This window comes from Rhodococcus sp. NPDC060086 (genome assembly GCF_042730275.1).
GTDB lineage: Bacteria > Actinomycetota > Actinomycetes > Mycobacteriales > Mycobacteriaceae > Rhodococcus.
The window spans coordinates 19129-35660 of record NZ_JBHWWZ010000027.1 but is presented as its reverse complement, the minus strand read 5'-3'; the positions used below and the strand labels follow the sequence as shown (position 1 = coordinate 35660).

Here is a 16532-nt window from a genome sequence, read left to right as displayed (position 1 = left end):
GGTGCTCGTTGCTGGAACCCGGGTGCGGTAGCGTCGGGCCGCAACCCGGCATTCACCGGAGGCGTCGGGGCCTCCGGTGCACCGGAAGGGAGTACCTATGCAACGGCCCATTCTTCGGAAGGGGCAGGACTCGGCGGATCCCCAGGGGCATGCGGATGATCTGGTGCGTCCGGAGGAATGGGGACATCCGTCCTGGAATATCCGGGCCGCGATCTCGATCGTGCTGGCCGCTGTGGTGAGTGTCTTCGCCTTCGTGGGTGGGTCGTCGTCTGCCGGCTCAGAGTTCGGCCCTGAGTCCCGCTTCTTTTTCATACTCTCCGTCTTGATGCTTCTCACCGCTGTGTTCGGGTGTGTGTTCTGGTGGCCGGGACGCGGTAGGCCAGGCGTGCGCACACTGCGTCGGGGTGGCCTCGGTGCGGCGACCGAGGTGCGTTCGCGGATGTCGGTCTTCGTGTCGCTGGTGGCGATGGTGGGCTGTGCGGCAGCGCTCGCCGTGGGAGCTGCCGTGGAGGTGTTCCTGTTCAACAACGGCATCCCGTGGGTGAGCCTCGTCCTGGCGTTGCTGGGCGTGCCGTGTGTGGCGTTCGTGATCGAGGTGGCGCTCGGGCGCTTGTCGGTGGGGGCGCTCGTGCTCAGTGCTGACGGCATCCGTCAGCGGGGGTGGTCGTTCGAGTCCTATCTGCCGTGGATGTCGGTGGCAGGTGTGCGGGCCGTGAACTACGGCTACCCGGAAACATGGGTCGAGGGCACGACGACTGCAGCGTGGGCGCGCCGCCGCACGAGCACACTGTTCCGGCTGGACAGGTTCCCGGACGCGCCGCGTATGGAGATCGACTCGCGGCGCTATGCGGTCGACCCGGTGCTGCTGCACAGGATCCTCGAGTTCTACGCCGAGAATCCCGCGACGCGGCGCGAGCTCGGTACTCCGCGGGCCGTCGAGAGGTTCCGGCGCGGGGATCTCGGTCTTCCGGACTGAATGATCCGAAAGTCTAATTCTCTTATTGTGAGAGCGGCACTTCCATAACGTTCCGGGTGAGAGTAGATTGATTGCTGGAGATTGCGGCACTGAGTGCCGTAGCCTGCGTCTGGGCGCAGCACTCGGCCCGACACACCAGTGTTCGACCAGATTGGATTGCAGATATGACCACTCCGGACCCGATCGTCATCGTCGACGGCGCGCGTACCCCCGTGGGAAGCTTCGGCGGCGCGTTCAAGGATGTCCCCGCCCACGAGCTCGGAGCGGTCGCCGTGCGCGCAGCACTCGAGCGTTCCGGTGTCGCAGGCAGCGACATCGACGAAGTGGTCATGGGCTGCATCGGCCAGGTCGGTGGCGACGCATACAACGCGCGTCGCGTCGCACTCGCGGCAGACCTGCCGATTTCGACCCCGGCGTTCACCGTCAACCGCCTGTGCGGCTCCGGACTGCAGGCCGTCTGGTCGGCCGCTCAGCAGATGCACTGGGGCGGCGCCGACATCACCGTCGCCGGTGGTGACGAGAACATGTCGCGGATGCCGTTCTACGACTTCAATGCCCGAAACGGCTACAAACTCGGTAACCGCGAGCTCGTCGACGGCACCACCGGCATGCTCACCGACCCGTTCAGCGGCAAGCACATGGGTGTCACGGCCGAGAACGTCGCGCGGGAGTACAACGTCACCCGCGAGCAACAGGACGAGTTCGCTCTCGAATCGCAGCGCCGCGCCGACACCGAGGCCGCCAAGGCGGCCTTCGCCGAGGAGATCACCTCCGTCGAGGTCGGTGGCCGCAGGCCGTTCACCGTGACCACCGACGAGCACCCCAAGCCGGAGACCACCCTCGAAGGACTCGGCAAGCTGCGGGCGGCGTTCGTCAAGGACGGCACCGTCACCGCAGGCAATGCCTCGGGCATCAACGACGGCGCCGCTGCGCTCGTGCTGGCCAAGCAGTCCGTCGCGCGTGAACGTGGCCTTCCCGGCTCCGTGGTGATCGACTCCGTCGCCGTCGCCGCGATGGATCCCTCGCTGATGGGCTACGCCCCCACGCATGCCCTCGCGAAGCTGTTCGAACAGACCGGCACGACGCCGTCCGACATCGACACGATCGAGCTGAACGAGGCCTTTGCGTCGCAGGCGATCGCCGTGATCCGTGATGCGAAGCTCGACCCGGAGAAGACCAACCCGTACGGCGGCGCGATCGCCCTCGGCCACCCCGTCGGCGCAACCGGCGCGATCCTGACCGTCCGTGTCGCCAAGGACCTCGTCCGCCGCGACCTCGAACTGGGCATCGTCACGATGTGCATCGGTGGTGGCCAGGCTCTGGCTGCGCTGCTGCGTCGTGTGAAGTAGTCGCGTGAAGTAGTCGCGTGAAGTAACAGGCACTCGAGCGAGAAGGCCGGGGACCGGAATTCCGGTCCCCGGCCTTGTCGTGGTTCGAGCGTCTTCGTCAGATGCTGCGTTCGCGGCCGTCCCAATAGGGCTCGCGCAGCGACCGTTTGAGGATCTTCCCCGTCGGATTGCGGGGCAGGTCGCCGACGATGTCGATGCTGCTCGGGCACTTGAACTTCGCGAGCCGTGTCCGGGCGTAGTCGATCAGCTCGTTCGCGTCGGCCTTCTCGTCGTCGGCGAGGACCACGACGGCCTTGACCGTCTCGCCCCACTTCTCGTCAGGCACCCCGATCACCGCGACCTCCGCGACTGCCGGATGTTCGACCAGCACGCGCTCGACCTCCGGGCAATAGACGTTCTCGCCGCCGGTGATGATCATGTCCTTGAGCCGGTCCTCGATGAACACGAATCCACCTTCGTCGGCGCGGCCCATGTCGCCGCTGCGTAGCCAGCCGCCCTCGACGATGGCCTCGGCGGTCGCGTCCGGCCGACCCAGATATCCCGGCGTCGTCTGCGCCGACCGCCACCACAGTTCGCCGACGGTCCCTCCCGGAACATCGGTGTCGGTCACCGGATCGACGATGCGCATCTCGACCCCAGGTATCGGGGTGCCCGCCGACGCCATTCGATGTTCTTGCGACGGGTCGCGGTGTACGGCGGGCATCAGAGCGGTGATCACCCCGGCGAGTTCGGTCATGCCGTACACCTGCACGAATTCGGAGTCGGGCCACGCGGCGAGCGCCGCACGTAACAGCGGCAGCGGCATCGGGGCCGCGCCGTAGGTGATGCGCTTCAGCCGGGACAGGGCGGCGATCGCCTTCTCACCCGCGGCAAGGACGCCCGCGATCACCGGCGGCACGAGGAATGCGACGTTCGCGCCGGCCGCGATCCCACCGAACAACGAGGGTGCGTCCGCTTCCCGGGTGAAGATGCACCGTCGGCCGTCGTGGATTCCGATGATCGCGTAGCAGGTGCCCCCGACGTGGAACAGCGGCATCGCCACCAGCAGGCAGTCCCGGTCTCTGAACGGAAGTATCGACAGCATTGCCTCGGCGTGCGCCGCGAGGTTGCGGTGGGTCAGCTGCACACCCTTCGGACGTCCCGTGGTCCCGGAGCTGTACAGCAGGAGCGCGGTCGTATCGGGCTCCACTTCGGGTAGAGGATACGTCGGGTCGCCGGACGCGAGGAACGCCTCGAACTCGTCGTCCTCGCCACCGACGACGATCACCTTCGTGAGCGTGCCGAGGTGTTCACGGATCGAGCTGACCACGTCGGTGAATTCGGCGCCGACGAACAGGATCTTCGCATTCGAGTCGCGCAGAATGTAGGCGAGTTCGTCTCCGGCCAGCCGGAAGTTGGGGACGGCATCGGCGGCACCCAGGGCAGACGCCGCGTAGGTCACCTCGACGCACGCGAGGTTGTTCTTGTCGACGAACGCGACAGTGTCGCCCGCGCCGATGCCGGCCGCGGCGAGCGCCCCTGCGAGATGCCGGATCCGGTCGTGCCATTCGCTCCAGCTGTGCGATCGGTCCAGATACTGGACCGCGGGGGAGTCGGGGATGGTCTGCGCCCAGTGTTCCAGGCGGCGAACGAGCGTGGGTGAGTGCGACGCGGACATGCGGACTCCTCTGTGTGGTGTGTGTCACAGAGGATAGCGGTTGCGGGGTCTATCGAGGAGGGGACAGGTCGAGGGCCCTGTCGGGCACACGACCGTCGAGTAGTCGCGGGAAATCGGTGGCGAGCGAACGCGGTGCCAGCAGGTCGGGGCCGGTGTACGAGGCGAGCTCCGGCAGCGGCCACCAACGGAACGCGGACAGGTTCTCGGCTGCGAGTTCGGCGGCGGTCAGAGTGGGGCTCGGGACGAACGGCGCCGTGCGGATCAGGTAGTAGTCGTTGATGATCCCGTCGAAGCCCGGCACGTGATCGGGCGAGACGATCGTCGAATGCCACACGTGCGGAGGCTCGGCGCCGAGCCGGAAACCGACTTCCTCCATGAGTTCACGAGCCAACGCCTCGAGTAGCGTCTCACCGCTCTCGATTCCGCCACCCGGGGCGATCCACACGGTGAGCCCGCCGGGCGTGTGCGCGCGACACAACAGCAGCCGGTCGTCCGGGTCGACGAGCAGGGCACGAACCGAGTGACGGAGACGAGGGACGCTCACGCGGCGAGCCTAGCCGCCGGCGCGTACGTGCCTGCTGCGTCCGTCCCAATGGACCCGGGTCGTCACGGCGGAACTGTCGCCCAGACGCCGGACCTCGTAGATGTCGAGGGCCGGTACCTGCGGAACACACCCCCACAGTGCGTGTCCGGTCATGACGAAGTCGATGTCCTGGCGCACCAGCAAGCCCATGAGCTCACCGATGGTGGGCTCGTCGATCTTGGCGAACGCGTCGTCGAGCAGGACCATCCGCAGTGCCAGGTCGGTGTCGGGCAAACCGGAGAGGTAGCCGTCCGCTGCCGCGAACAGTGCGACGTACGAGACGAACCGGGTCTCTCCCTGAGAGATCTTGGCCCGCTTCGAAATGCGACGTTCCTGATCGGGCTCCGGGCCGATGATGGTGACGTCGACGGTATGCCATGTCCGGTAGTCCAGCGCACGCGACAGATGTGCCGCGTATCCGGCAGAGGGGTCGCCGTCGTGCGAGACCTCCACCCGGTGACGAAGCAGTTCGATCAGATCATCGCTGTCGTCGATCGATCGCGCGCTGTCGGTGAGGAGTTCGGTGATGCGTGCTGCGTCGGCGTCCTCGCGCACAGGATGCCACCCGATGCGAACGCCGATGCCGTGGCTGGTCCTGCTGGCGGCGAGGCTGTTGTTCATCGCCGCGATCAGGCTCTCGGCCTGTGTGATCCGTCTGCGGAGTTCGTCGGCGACGCCACCGAGCACGAACCCGGTGAACACGTCGTGTTCGCGTTGGGACAGTGCGGCGCGGCCCTCTTCGGCGCGGACGGTGAGCTGGGCGAGCACACTCGTCGGGGTGGTGTCGCTCCCCGCACCGGACAGGCGCACCACATGGGCACCCGATTCCACCGTGTGCTCGATGTCGAGTTGATCGGAGATCTCCCTGTCGAAGCGTTGCAGCGCGGCGAGGACGCGATTGTCTCCCGTATCCGTCGACTGTGGCAGTGCAGCAAGCAGGGTCTCGGCAGCCCCACGGACCTGCTGCGCGTCGTCGAGGCGCGTGATCGGGTCGCCCTCGACATCAGCAGCAGCGGACAGAGCGGGAATGGCGCGCTGTGTTCCGAGAATGCCCGCCGCGACCTCGAGCTCCTCGCGATGCCGGGTGAGGCGTTCCCGCGCCGCCGAACTCTGCTGCATTGCCGCGGCCACGGCTTTGCCGAGCTGTTCACGGTGGGCGAGGGTGCGCCTGCACTTCTCGTCGGTGCGGGCCCGCTCGGTTTCCGAATTCCGCAGCTCCTCCGCGAGGTCGGCGACCTCGACGTCGACCGCCTGGGACTGTGCCGCGACCACTGCCGCGCGGTCGTGCCACTCGTGCCAGCGGGATTCGGCCTCTTCCTCCGCCTGCGCACGGAGCTCGATCGCCTCGGCGACCGCACGTGCGCACCTGTCGAATCGGTCGTATTCGGCGAGGACATCGCCGATGTCGCGGGCCAGGCTCGTGCAGGCCGCGTCCGCCTCGGCACACGCCACCACGATTGCGTCGAGGTCGGCGACACTCGTCGGCAAGTCGAAATGAGCGCAGGCGGTCCGGTGGGATTCGAGGTCGGCTGCCCACCGAGAACGCAGCGCGGCAGCCCGCTCACGAGCCTGAGTGGAGGCTTCCGCACGTCGGGTTGCATGCTCGGCGTGGGCACGGGCACGTGCGTACGCCCGGTAAAGAGCGTGTGCGGTGGGTGTGGGCTCGAGTGTGGGCGTGACGTGAGCGTCGGGCTGCCCACTCCACGGGGCAGGCTCGGTTCCCGCCCGCGCGACGCGGTGATCGACCGCCCGTTGTTTCTCGGTGCGGTCCAACCGGGCGAGCTCACCGGTGATTTCGTCGAGCCTGGCCCGGCGTGTGGCTCGGGTTCGGCTGCGGGCGGCCTCACCGATGTATCCGGGTGTCTCCGCGGTGTGTCGTCCGCGCAGGACACCGTTGTGCCAGCGACCGTCGCGCGAGACCGAGGTGACTGCCGAAGCATCCTCGAACCCGATCGCCGAGAGCACCGAGGCGACCGCGTCGACCGGCACGTCGGAATCCGGATCGGGCTGCAGAACGACGGAGAGCGGCTGACGCGGGGGCTCGCCGCGTGGTGATACGAGGATCTGTCCCGAATGGGCACGCAGCCGACCTTCACCGTCCACTGTCGCGGTGAGGAATCCTGCTGCCAGCAGTGCGGATTCGATGCCTGCCCGATCGTCGTCGCCGAGGGTGTCGACGAAATCCACAGCGCGCCACAGCGGGACGCCGCTCTGGGGGCTGCGCCACGGTGCCATCGGAGGGCCGACCTCCTCGGACTCGAGGCGGCGTTGTTCTTCGAGCAACGCAGAACGCAGCGCGGAATCGGTGGCTTCGAGCGTGTCGGCCTCGAGCGTGTCACTTTCGGAGGTGGGCCCGAGGTGGCTGGGCGTCGCCGTTCGAGTGAGTGCGACGAGTTCACCGAGGATCGTGTCTGCAGCCCCGGGATCGGGGTCGTCGCCGGAGAGTGACTGCGCAGCGTCGACCAGGCGTTGCATCAGCGCCGCACCGTGCAGGGCGATGTGGGGTGACAGCCCGGTGGTGCGCTCGGAGGTGAGCCATTCACGCCAACGATGCTCGAGTTCGAGGGCTGCGTCGTCGAGCGCACGCGCGGCGGCGTCGCGTTCGAGCGCCTCACGTTCGGCGTCGTGTGCGGCCCGCTCGGACTCGGATTCGGCGTCGCGCACCCCGCGTTCGGAGAGTTCGAGGCGGCGGGCCTCGACCAGACGCCGGGACGCCTGCTCCTTCCTGCGACGTGCGGCCGCGGCAGCCTGTTCTGCAGCGACTCGGGCGTCGTCGCAGGCGTCCGGCACCAGCCGCACTTGCGCGACGGTGGGCCGGGTGAGTGCTTCGGGGACGGTTTCGCTCCGCGCACGGACCGGCTCCGAATGCGTTTGGGGTCGCTCGATGTCGAGGCGGACCCGGTCGGGTAGGGCGCCGGACGGCACGGACGCGGTGGTGAGTCGTAGTTTCGCGGCTGCCAGTGTCTCGGAGGCCTGGGTGACCGTGCCGCTCAGATCGGCCAGATGCGTGTCGGCGCGTTCGGCTTCGAGGGACTCGTGCCGTCTCGCCTGTGCCGCGTGATGTAACGCCTGGTCGGCGGCGCGACCGAGTGCGTCGACGGTGAGAGCGCGCTGAGCGAGATCGTCCGCGCTGCGGAACAGCGCGTGCGACTCGAGGCCCCGGATCGCGCGATCGAGTTCGGCGAGCTGGTCGCGTCGTTCGCTCAGTCGGGTATCGGCTGCGGCCGCCTCGGCGTCGAGGTCTGCGATCTCGGCCTCGGCCTCGTCGAGTTCCGCCTCTGCCCGGGCGACCCGGTCTGCGGCCTGCAGCGCATCGTCCGCGCTCGAGCGCAGCAGGTCGGCCGCGTATCGCCGGTAGACGGCGTGGAACTGGCGGACCCGGGTGAGGGCGGATTCCAGTCGGGTCTGGGCGGCGCGACTCTCGCCGAGCAGATCGAGGCGGTCACCTGCTGCGGCGAGCATGTTCTCGTTGAGCGGGGGCAGTGCGTCGGACAGGATCTGAGGCAGACGGCCCTCGTCGATGCGGTTACCGACGTCGGGGGAACGCAAGGTGTGGAGTAACTGCAACAGTCCCGTGTACCGGTCGCGCCCGGACTCGCCGTGCAGGCCGAACACCAGCTCGCGGACGGTGTCCCGATGTTCCTCGGGGCTGCGGGTGATCCGGTCTGCGCCGATGCGGGCGGCGAGGTCGTCGCGCGAGAGCGGAACCCGATGCTCGTCGACCAGCGGGAGATCGGCGCCGACACGGTTTTCTGCGGTGAAGAAGTACACCTCGCTGCGATGCGCGGTTGCGCTGTAGCGGACCTGCGCGCCGATCGTGAGAAACCCGTTCGGGCGAGACAACTCGAGCCACAGGTAACCGACCCGGTTGTTCTGACCGCCTGCGCCGATGCGCATCAGTTCGTCGAGGTCGACCTTGCCCGCGCCGGTCGCGTCCATGCGTTTGCGGTCGGCATCGAGCAGAAACGGCAGCAGCATCTCCAGGGCGCGTGATTTCCCGGACCCGTTGGTTCCGCGCAGGATCATGCGACCGTCGCTGAGCGTGAACTCCGTATCGAGGTAGTGCCAGACGTTGACGATGCCTGCGCGGGAGAGCTTCCAGCGTTGCGGGTGTGCTGAGGCGGTGGTGGCATCGAGTAGGGATGCGTCGGACGAGTGAGTCATGGCTGAGGGCTTTCGGCGATGGTCGGGCGATACCGGGCAGCGGGAGCAGCGAGAAGGAGCCCGTCGTCGTGGGCACGTGCGAGACCGAGGCGGACGAGCAGTGCCGTGACATCGCGACGCAGGGCGGTGACGTCGCGGACGTACTCGCCGCGCCAACTCCGCGCATGGGCGGCGACGAGATCCGACAGAGTGTTCTGGAGGGTGTCCGTGTCGACGTGCACAGCGCTGCCGGGAACAGGGTCGGCGATGTCGACCAGCTCTGAGATCAGAAGGAGTGCAGCTTGATTCACTGTCCCGGGCCCGGGGAAGGGTACGTCGGTGAGACTGCCGTCCGGGTCGTAGGCGAGCGCACCCTCGGTGCGTACCTCGAGGACCAGGCCGAAATCTTCGTCCAATCGGCGTGCGAGGTCGGCTCGTTCGCGGATCAGCACGTCGAGGGCCTCGGGGTCGAGATCGTCGCGCGCCGTGAACGGATCCTCGACGAGCCTGCGATACAGCCGCCGTCGCGGTGTCTCCGGTCGCGCTGCGATCGCCGCAGACGGGCCGGGGAGGTCGTGTAGGGCGAATGCGGTGAGATGCCGCAGTAGCGACCGACAGACGGTGAGGACCGGTTCGCCCTCTTCTCGATCTTCCCTGTCCTGATCTTCACCGAGATCGGTCTCACCGACCACACCCCACTCCATCAGGGCCTGCAGAGCGGCCACGAGATGTCGGCGCTCCGACAACCCGTCGGCGATCTCGATGCCCTGGGCCGCGGCGTCGGCGCGGATCTGGTCGACGAGCACTGACATCGGGATCTGGTCGCCTCGGCCGGGCGCGAGCAACGCGGCGGCCGTCAATGCGAGGTAGGTGTATCCGACCGCGCCGAAATCGCCGCCGGTCGTGCGGTGCAGCGGCCGCAGGGGTGCCGCGGCATCGAGGGGAGCTTTCACCAGGCGCGCGAACTCCGTCTCGACGATCAACGTGTAGCCGAGACGATCGGCGAACATCGCTCGCAGCGCTGCGGAGTGACGGCGGACCAGGTCGAAGTTGTCCGGGTCGTGGGTTGCCGTGAGGATCGGGCGCTGCAACAGTGCCCGGGCGGCATCGCGGCGGCCGGCCGCGTCCTGGACTGCGGTACCGGTGCTCACCACACCCCGATCGCCTGTGCGGAATCAGTGGGAGCAAGGAGCGGCGAGGAGGTACGCAGGGTCAATCCGTGCACGGTGAGATCGCCGTCGGGGCAATGCACCGTGGTGCCGGGACCCGGTTCGGCGGTCAGGGCGAGCCCGAGGTCGTGGTCGTCGATGCGGTACACGCCGTCGAGGTCCTGGTGTCGCGCGAGAAGCACTGCGAGTTGGTCGAGCACCACGTCGCGCGCGGCCGTCGAGATCTGTGCGCCGTGCAGGTCGCCTGCCGCGCGCAGTTCGGCGACGGCGTCGGCGCGTTCGCCCGACTCCTGTTCGGCCAGTGCCATGATGAGGGATCGGTCTGCCGTCGGATCGGGAATCCGCGCGTTCCCGCCGCGCGGCGAACGGTCGCCGCGTTCGCGCAGTGAGACGGGCACGGACACCGGATCGGCGTTCCACCAGGATGTTCCGGCGCCGATCCGTGGGTCCGGCTCCTCGGGGCCGAGCAGCAGGTGCCGGCTCGGATAGGCACCGAACGTGGCGGCGTGGAGTCGGTGGGCCTGTTCGTCCGAGGATTCCGAGAACCAGGAAGCCAGGCGCAGGAGGTCTGCCCGGTGGGAGAAGCCGGGTGCTTCGGAGGTTCGGCTTCGGGTGTGGGCGAGCAGCCGGTTCAGTGCCGTCGCCGCGGCGTCGCGCAGTTCCCGCGGGCCTGCGTCCTCGTGGTACCAGGAGGCGAGCTGTTCCCAGTCGTCGCGGGTGCGTCCGGGGGCGCGAGTGACGGTGTCGCCGGGCAGACCCGGATCGGGGAGTGCCGCGAGCAGGCCGTCGACGAGGGGAAGTAGCCGTTGCAATGTTGCGAAGGCCGGGTGTGCGTAGCGGCTCAGGTCGGAGGTGATGACATCGACGTAGTCGAGCAGCAGGAGCTTGAACTCGGTGTACTCGTCGCCGGAGAGGTCGGGGCGCCCCGAGGCCTCCGCAAGATAGGTGTAGAAGTCGGCGACGCTGTCGGTGAAGGCACGGTGGTGCACGAACACTCCGGTGACGTGCCCGGCGAGCGTGTTGGGATCGATGGCGAATCCGGTGTCGGCCGCGGTGTCGATGTGCGCGAGGGCGTCGCAGATCCGGGCGAGGGATTCGCGGGTGACCTCGCGGGCGCCGTCGTGTGACGCCAGGAGTGCGGTGGCTTCGCGGTGTATGCGGCCGCCGAGGACGGTCGGGCGATAACGGGCGGTGACGCGGACGTGGTCGCCGACCGATCCGGCGCGAGTGTCGCGGCCTGACTCGCCGAGGTTCCCCCACGCGACGAGTTGTCGGCATCGGTTCTCTGCGATGTCCCGGTCGAGGCGATGCCCGCCGGTGGTGAGAGCTGCCGCGATGTCGGCTGCGGTCGCGTCGGTGAGCAGGATATCGGTGAAGTAGTTCATGACGGCGACGTAGTCGTCGGATTCGTCGGCGACCAGGTAGCGGAACAGGCCGCGGGACCCCCCATCACCCATCGGTCGTCCCCCTCCTCTGCGCCACTACCACGGTACGCACAGGCTAGTACTTCCTCGTCGGCGAGCTGTGGGGCGACGTGGGGTGCGGACCTAGGATGAGGCAATGACCGGTACCGACGGGTGTGGGGCCGACCTCATCGAGCAGCTGCAGTCCTCGCGCGACTTGATCGTGTGGAAGCTCGACGGTGTGTCCGAGTACGACGCGCGGCGTCCGATGACGCCCACCGGAACCAACCTGCTCGGGCTCGTCAAACACCTCGCAACCTGTGAATTCGGCTATTTCGGTGAGTTATTCGGACGGCCGCCCCCGGTTGCGTTGCCATGGGCGGACCCGGAGAAGGCCACCGGCCCGAACGTGGACATGTGGGCCACCGCCGACGAATCACGCGAGTATCTGGTGGGTCTGTACCTCCGATCGTGGCAGCACGCTGCGGAAACCTTCGCCGCGACCGGTCTCGACGACGAGACACACGTGGAATTGTGGGGACAGGGTCGGGTGACGCTGCACCGAATCCTCGTGCACATGAACACCGAGACCGCCCGCCATGCCGGGCACATCGACATCGTGCGAGAGATGATCGACGGCTTCGTCGGATGGCGGCAGGACTACGACAACTTGCCGTACCGCGAGGAAGAACGGGTACTCGCGCACCATGCCCGTGTTCAGGCCGCCGCTGATCGTTTCCGCTGATCATACGGGTGCATCGCCCTGGTTTGAGGCGTGGAGCACACCGGGCTTATAGTTGCCGTATGCAACAGAAGCGGCGGTCCGGTGCACCGGACCTGGCCGGAGTGGTCGAGGTCTACGACGAGTTCGTCGGCCTCGTGCGCTTCCTGACTGCAGGGGAGCGGTCCGACGACAACTCCCTCTCGCTCGCGCAGCATTCGCTGCTCGGGTTCATCGCCCGCAATCCGGGTTGCCGCGCCACCGACATCTCGGAGGTGTTCGGCGTCAACCGGTCGACCGTCTCGAGGCAGGTACGCCACTGCGTCGACGAAGGTTGGCTCTCGGCGGACTCCGGGCCCACACGGTTGGGACACCCGCTCAGCCTGACGGACCAGGGGCACGGCGTGCTCGCCGTCACAGTGACGCGCCGTTACGGCGAAGTCGCCGCAGGGCTGGCGGGATGGGGCCAGGATGAGATCGATACATTCGTCCACCTGCTGCGCCGCTTCCGCTCCGGAGTGGATCCGTCCACCCCGCCTTCGACCGACCAGAACGATGGAGATTTCAGTGCGTGAGTACTCGACCCCCGCCCAGTTCACCGTTGCGGACAACGATTCCGTCGTCCACACGGTCTTCACACAAGCGGAGAAGACCCCGCACCGCGTGATGTACTCGCGCCCGCTGGGTGACGAGTGGGTCGCGGTCACCGCATCGCAGTTCGCCGAGCAGGTGTCCGGCGTCGCCAAGGGCTTGATCGCCAAAGGCGTGCAGCCCGGCGACCGGATCGCGCTGCTTTCCGCCACCCGGTACGAGTGGTCGTTGTTCGATTACGCGATCTGGGCGGCCGGCGCGGTCTCGGTGCCGATCTACGACTCGTCGTCCACCGATCAGATCCGCTGGATCCTCGAGGACTCCGGTGCCTGCCTCGCCATCGTGGAGACCGCCGCCCATGAAGCACTATTCGTCGGCATGCCCGACGCTCTCCGTGAGACCTACCGGATCGACGGCGGGGCAGTGGACGCGCTCATCGCCGCAGGCGCCGGGATCGACGACGCCGAGGTCACCGCGCGCCGCGGGGGCATCCGCGCCGACGACCTCGCCTCCCTCGTCTACACCTCCGGTACCACCGGCCGGCCCAAGGGCTGCATCCTCACTCACCGGAACTTCCTCTCGGAGGTACGCGGAATCCTGACGGCGTCGATCGGTCAGACGGTCGCCAAACCTGGCAACCGGATTCTCACGTTCCTGCCCCTGGCACACGTGCTGGCGCGGGCAGTGTCACTCGCTGTCTTCGAAGGTGGTGCGGCGCAGGCGCACTGGGCTGATTTCGGTACCGTATCGGGTCAGTTCGCCCGGTACTCGCCACACATGATCCTCGGTGTGCCCCGGGTGTTCGAGAAGGTCCGTGACGCCGCGGCCGGGAAGGCCGCCGCAGGCGGAAAGCTCAATGCGGCGATCTTCCAGTTCGCCGAGGAAACCGCCATCGCCTACAGCGAGTCGCTCGACCACGGCGGTCCGAGCCTGGTCCTGAAGGCCAAGCGGACCATGGCCGACAAGCTCGTCTACAGCAAGCTGCGTGAGGCCATGGGCGGCGAGTGTCAGATGGCCATCTCCGGTGGCGGTGCGCTCAGCGCCAAGCTCGGGCACTTCTTCCGCGGAGTCGGCGTGCCGATCTACGAGGGCTACGGTCTGACCGAATCGACCGCTGCCCACACCGTCAACATGCCGGGATCACAGAAGATCGGTACCGTCGGACTGCCCCTGGGCGGCAACAGTGTTCGTATCGCCGAAGACGGCGAGATCGAACTGCGCGGCGGGGTCATCTTCAACGGCTACTGGTGCAACGAGAAGGCCACAGAGGAGGCATTCCACGACGGATGGTTCCGCACCGGCGACCTCGGTTCGCTCGACGCCGACGGATACACCGCGATCACCGGCCGTAAGAAGGACCTCATCGTCACCGCAGGTGGCAAGAACGTCTCGCCGGGCCCGCTCGAAGACCGGATGCGTTCGCACACCCTCGTGTCGCAGGCCGTCGTCCTCGGCGACGGGCGCGCGTTCATCTCGGCGCTGCTGACCGTCGACCCCGAGGTGTTCGACAACTGGAAGGCCGAGAACGGCAAATCGGCCGACGCCACCATCGCGGATCTGCGCCACGACCCTTCGTTGCGCGACGCGATGCAGACGATCGTCGACGACGCGAACAGCACGGTCTCGCATACGGAGGCCGTCAAGAAATTCGTGATCCTCGACCGCGACCTCACCGAGGAGACCGGTGAGCTGACTCCGACGCTGAAGATCAAGCGCAACGTCGTCGCCGAGAAGTTCGCCGCCGACATCGAGGGCATCTACGCGAAGCGCTGATTCTCACTCGGATTCGGACGGAGACAACGCCTCGGCCAGATTCGTGAAGCGCTCGTGACCGGTGAGGTCGTCGATGAGGACGGCCTCACCGTCGGCGTCGGCGAGCGGAACGCGCCAGTTCGGATACTCGTCGACGGTGCCCGGCTGGTTCTGACTCCGATGCTCACCCACCACATCGACCAGCGACAAGGCCAGCAATGCCGATGGGCTCGCAGCGATGAGTCGATGCAACGCCTCGACCCGGTCTTCTGTATCGCCGAGCAATCCCCGGTCGCGGGCGAGCCGGAGAACTGCGTCGCGTTCGGCTGCGGCCCCGGCTAGTTCGGTCTCCAGATCTCCCTCGAGCAGGCCGAGCTTCGACCGTATCGACACATGCTCCCCTGCAAGGTAACCGGACGTCGGCGGCAGGTCGTGTGTGGTGACCGACGTCAAGCAGAGCTGCCGGTAGGTCTCGGGCGCGCGAGGGGTGTCACCGTCCTTCTCGAACCACAGGATCGACGTACCCGCGACCCCGCGCTCGGCGAGATACTCCTGGACCCACCCCTCGAACACCCCGAGGTCCTCGCCGATGACGACCGCGTCGGCGCGGTGCGCCTCGAGCACCAGGATGCCGACCATCGCCTCGTGGTCGTACCTGACGTATGCCCCGTCGGTGGGTGACGATCCTTCCGGCACCCACCACGTGCGGAACAGGCCCAGGATGTGGTCGATCCGCACACCACCGGCATGTCGCAGCACCGAGCGGATCATCTCTCGATACGGGCGGTAACCGAGTTCGGTGAGTCGATCGGGCCGCCACGGTGGCTGGTTCCAGTTCTGCCCGTTCCGATTGAAGTCGTCGGGTGGGGCGCCCACGGTGACACCCGACGCGAGCGCATCGCCGAGAGTCCACGCGTCGGCGCCGTCACGCTGCACACCCACCGCCAGATCGTGCACGACTCCGATGTCCATCCCGGCGGCACGGGCGGCATCCTGCGCCGCCGCGAGTTGTTCGCCGCACAACCATTGAAGCCAGCGGTGGAAGTCGATGCGCTCGGCCAGTGCGACGCGTCGGCGCTCAACCCAGGGGTCGTCCGGCGACGTGGCTCGCTCGTCCCAGCGGGTGCGTCGTGGACCGGCCTTCTCCGCCAGCGCACACCACAGCGCGAAATCGTCGAGTGCGCGGCCACCGTCGGCGCAGAACGCCGCGTAGCGAGCCTGACGTGCCGGGCTCCTGGGGACACGATGGATACGTTCGAGCACCGCCAACTTGGCACGGAACGCCGGATCGCGCTTCAGACGTCCGGCCTTACGATTGGCCTTCGCGCAGTCCTGTGCGTGCTCGTCGAGGAGGGCGCGCTGCTTGCGTGAGAGATAGGCAACCTCGGGAATGTCCTCGACCCGCAGATACAGCGGATCGACGAATCGCCGCGACGACGGAAGATACGGAGACGGTTCGTGCGGGGGCCGGGGCTCGGCCGCATGGACCGGGTTGATCAACACGAAGTCGCCGCCGTAGCCCGCGGTGACCGCCGCAAGATCGGCGAGGTCGGCGAAATCGCCGATACCCCACGACCTGCGCGACCGCACCGAATACAACTGTGCGGCCAGACCCCACCGCCGGGCGCTGAGCACCCGGTCGGCAGTGGACAGCCGAGCCGGTGTCACGACGAGAGTCGCGGTCGCTTCGATGTCGTTGCTGCGCGCATGGATGGTGTGCCAGCCCAGCGGTAGCTCCGGCACCGCGAACGTCGCCCGGCCGATGAGCCGCCCGTCCACCGTTCTCGGTTCGACCCACACATCGAGCTGGTCGGCGTCGACCTCGGCGCCGTCCTCGGTCGTTACCCACACCGACACGGGATCGCCGTGTGGGACATGCACGGCGAAGGTGCGCCTGTCGCCCTCGATGACGACGAGCGAGAGCGGCAACATCTGTCGCCATGGCACGTTGGGCACATCCGCGAGCGAGTGCTCTACCTGGGCGTTGGACGCGGCAGGCACCTCGAGTGCCGCCAGGATCTTCCGCAACGTGCTGTCCGAGACCTGATGTTCGAGAGTGTCCCAACCGCGGTAGGTGCAGGACACCCCATGGTGCCCGGCGAGTTCGCGAAGCTTGTCCGACGACGTCACGCTCCGGAATCATGCCAGCAAACGTCCGTCGACGCCGCCAACTCGTCGCTGCTCGGTG

Annotated in this window: 11 protein-coding genes; 5 read left to right on the top strand and 6 right to left on the bottom strand. The window is 67.6% G+C overall.

Going from position 1 to position 16532, the window contains the following annotated elements; translation table 11 throughout:
• Nucleotides 1-97: 97 nt before the first annotated feature.
• Both ACFWB0_RS15885 and ACFWB0_RS15880 read left to right on the top strand, forming a co-directional pair.
• Nucleotides 98-976 carry a hypothetical protein gene (locus tag ACFWB0_RS15885; protein ID WP_378491423.1) on the top strand — a complete coding sequence of 293 codons (879 nt, stop codon included), beginning with the start codon at nucleotides 98-100 and terminating at the stop codon, nucleotides 974-976.
• Between the two features lie 164 nt (nucleotides 977-1140).
• On the top strand, nucleotides 1141-2325 hold the full coding sequence (locus tag ACFWB0_RS15880) for a thiolase family protein (RefSeq protein WP_378491422.1): 1185 nt from the start codon (nucleotides 1141-1143) through the stop codon (nucleotides 2323-2325).
• A 97-nt stretch (nucleotides 2326-2422) separates the two neighbouring features.
• Here the strand turns inward: ACFWB0_RS15880 and ACFWB0_RS15875 are convergent, their stop codons facing one another.
• From ACFWB0_RS15875 to ACFWB0_RS15855, 5 genes are read right to left on the bottom strand one after another with little or no spacing between them, the layout of a single operon-like run.
• Nucleotides 2423-3982 (bottom strand): long-chain-fatty-acid--CoA ligase, encoded by a 1560-nt coding sequence (locus tag ACFWB0_RS15875; protein WP_378491421.1) that lies wholly within the window; start codon nucleotides 3980-3982, stop codon nucleotides 2423-2425.
• A gap of 49 nt (nucleotides 3983-4031) precedes the next feature.
• A complete protein-coding gene (locus ACFWB0_RS15870; RefSeq protein ID WP_378491420.1) occupies nucleotides 4032-4526 on the bottom strand; it encodes an NUDIX domain-containing protein in 495 nt (164 codons plus the stop codon).
• 9 nt (nucleotides 4527-4535) lie between these two features.
• Nucleotides 4536-8729, bottom strand: a complete 4194-nt coding sequence (locus ACFWB0_RS15865) for a TIGR02680 family protein (RefSeq protein ID WP_378491419.1) — start codon at nucleotides 8727-8729, stop codon at nucleotides 4536-4538.
• Nucleotides 8726-9859 (bottom strand): TIGR02678 family protein, encoded by a 1134-nt coding sequence (locus tag ACFWB0_RS15860; RefSeq protein ID WP_378491418.1) that lies wholly within the window; start codon nucleotides 9857-9859, stop codon nucleotides 8726-8728. The genes ACFWB0_RS15865 and ACFWB0_RS15860 overlap by 4 nt, the downstream gene beginning before the upstream one ends.
• Nucleotides 9856-11334 carry a DUF2397 domain-containing protein gene (locus ACFWB0_RS15855; RefSeq protein WP_378491417.1) on the bottom strand — a complete coding sequence of 493 codons (1479 nt, stop codon included), beginning with the start codon at nucleotides 11332-11334 and terminating at the stop codon, nucleotides 9856-9858. Before ACFWB0_RS15855 ends, ACFWB0_RS15860 begins: the two co-directional genes overlap by 4 nt.
• 103 nt (nucleotides 11335-11437) lie before the next feature.
• Here ACFWB0_RS15855 and ACFWB0_RS15850 point away from each other — a divergent pair, with 103 nt between their 5' ends.
• From ACFWB0_RS15850 to ACFWB0_RS15840, 3 genes are read left to right on the top strand one after another with little or no spacing between them, the layout of a single operon-like run.
• A complete protein-coding gene (locus ACFWB0_RS15850; RefSeq protein WP_378491416.1) occupies nucleotides 11438-12025 on the top strand; it encodes a DinB family protein in 588 nt (195 codons plus the stop codon).
• Nucleotides 12026-12084: 59 nt separating this feature from the next.
• On the top strand, nucleotides 12085-12576 hold the full coding sequence (locus ACFWB0_RS15845; protein WP_378491415.1) for a MarR family winged helix-turn-helix transcriptional regulator: 492 nt from the start codon (nucleotides 12085-12087) through the stop codon (nucleotides 12574-12576).
• Nucleotides 12569-14365 carry an AMP-dependent synthetase/ligase gene (locus ACFWB0_RS15840; protein WP_378491414.1) on the top strand — a complete coding sequence of 599 codons (1797 nt, stop codon included), beginning with the start codon at nucleotides 12569-12571 and terminating at the stop codon, nucleotides 14363-14365. The genes ACFWB0_RS15845 and ACFWB0_RS15840 overlap by 8 nt, the downstream gene beginning before the upstream one ends.
• Before the next feature lie 3 nt (nucleotides 14366-14368).
• On the opposite strand, the gene malQ is transcribed toward ACFWB0_RS15840, so the two are convergent.
• Complete coding sequence (malQ, locus tag ACFWB0_RS15835; RefSeq protein ID WP_378491413.1) at nucleotides 14369-16474, bottom strand: 4-alpha-glucanotransferase; 2106 nt, start codon at nucleotides 16472-16474, stop codon at nucleotides 14369-14371.
• Nucleotides 16475-16532: the final 58 nt, after the last annotated feature.

Coding starts and splice junctions, on each gene's coding strand:
- ACFWB0_RS15885 (WP_378491423.1), top strand. CDS start 98: ATGCAACGGCCCATTCTTCGGAAGGGGCAGGACTCGGCGGATCCCCAG.
- ACFWB0_RS15880 (WP_378491422.1), top strand. CDS start 1,141: ATGACCACTCCGGACCCGATCGTCATCGTCGACGGCGCGCGTACCCCC.
- ACFWB0_RS15875 (WP_378491421.1), bottom strand. CDS start 3,982: ATGTCCGCGTCGCACTCACCCACGCTCGTTCGCCGCCTGGAACACTGG.
- ACFWB0_RS15865 (WP_378491419.1), bottom strand. CDS start 8,729: ATGACTCACTCGTCCGACGCATCCCTACTCGATGCCACCACCGCCTCA.
- ACFWB0_RS15855 (WP_378491417.1), bottom strand. CDS start 11,334: ATGGGTGATGGGGGGTCCCGCGGCCTGTTCCGCTACCTGGTCGCCGAC.
- ACFWB0_RS15850 (WP_378491416.1), top strand. CDS start 11,438: ATGACCGGTACCGACGGGTGTGGGGCCGACCTCATCGAGCAGCTGCAG.
- ACFWB0_RS15845 (WP_378491415.1), top strand. CDS start 12,085: ATGCAACAGAAGCGGCGGTCCGGTGCACCGGACCTGGCCGGAGTGGTC.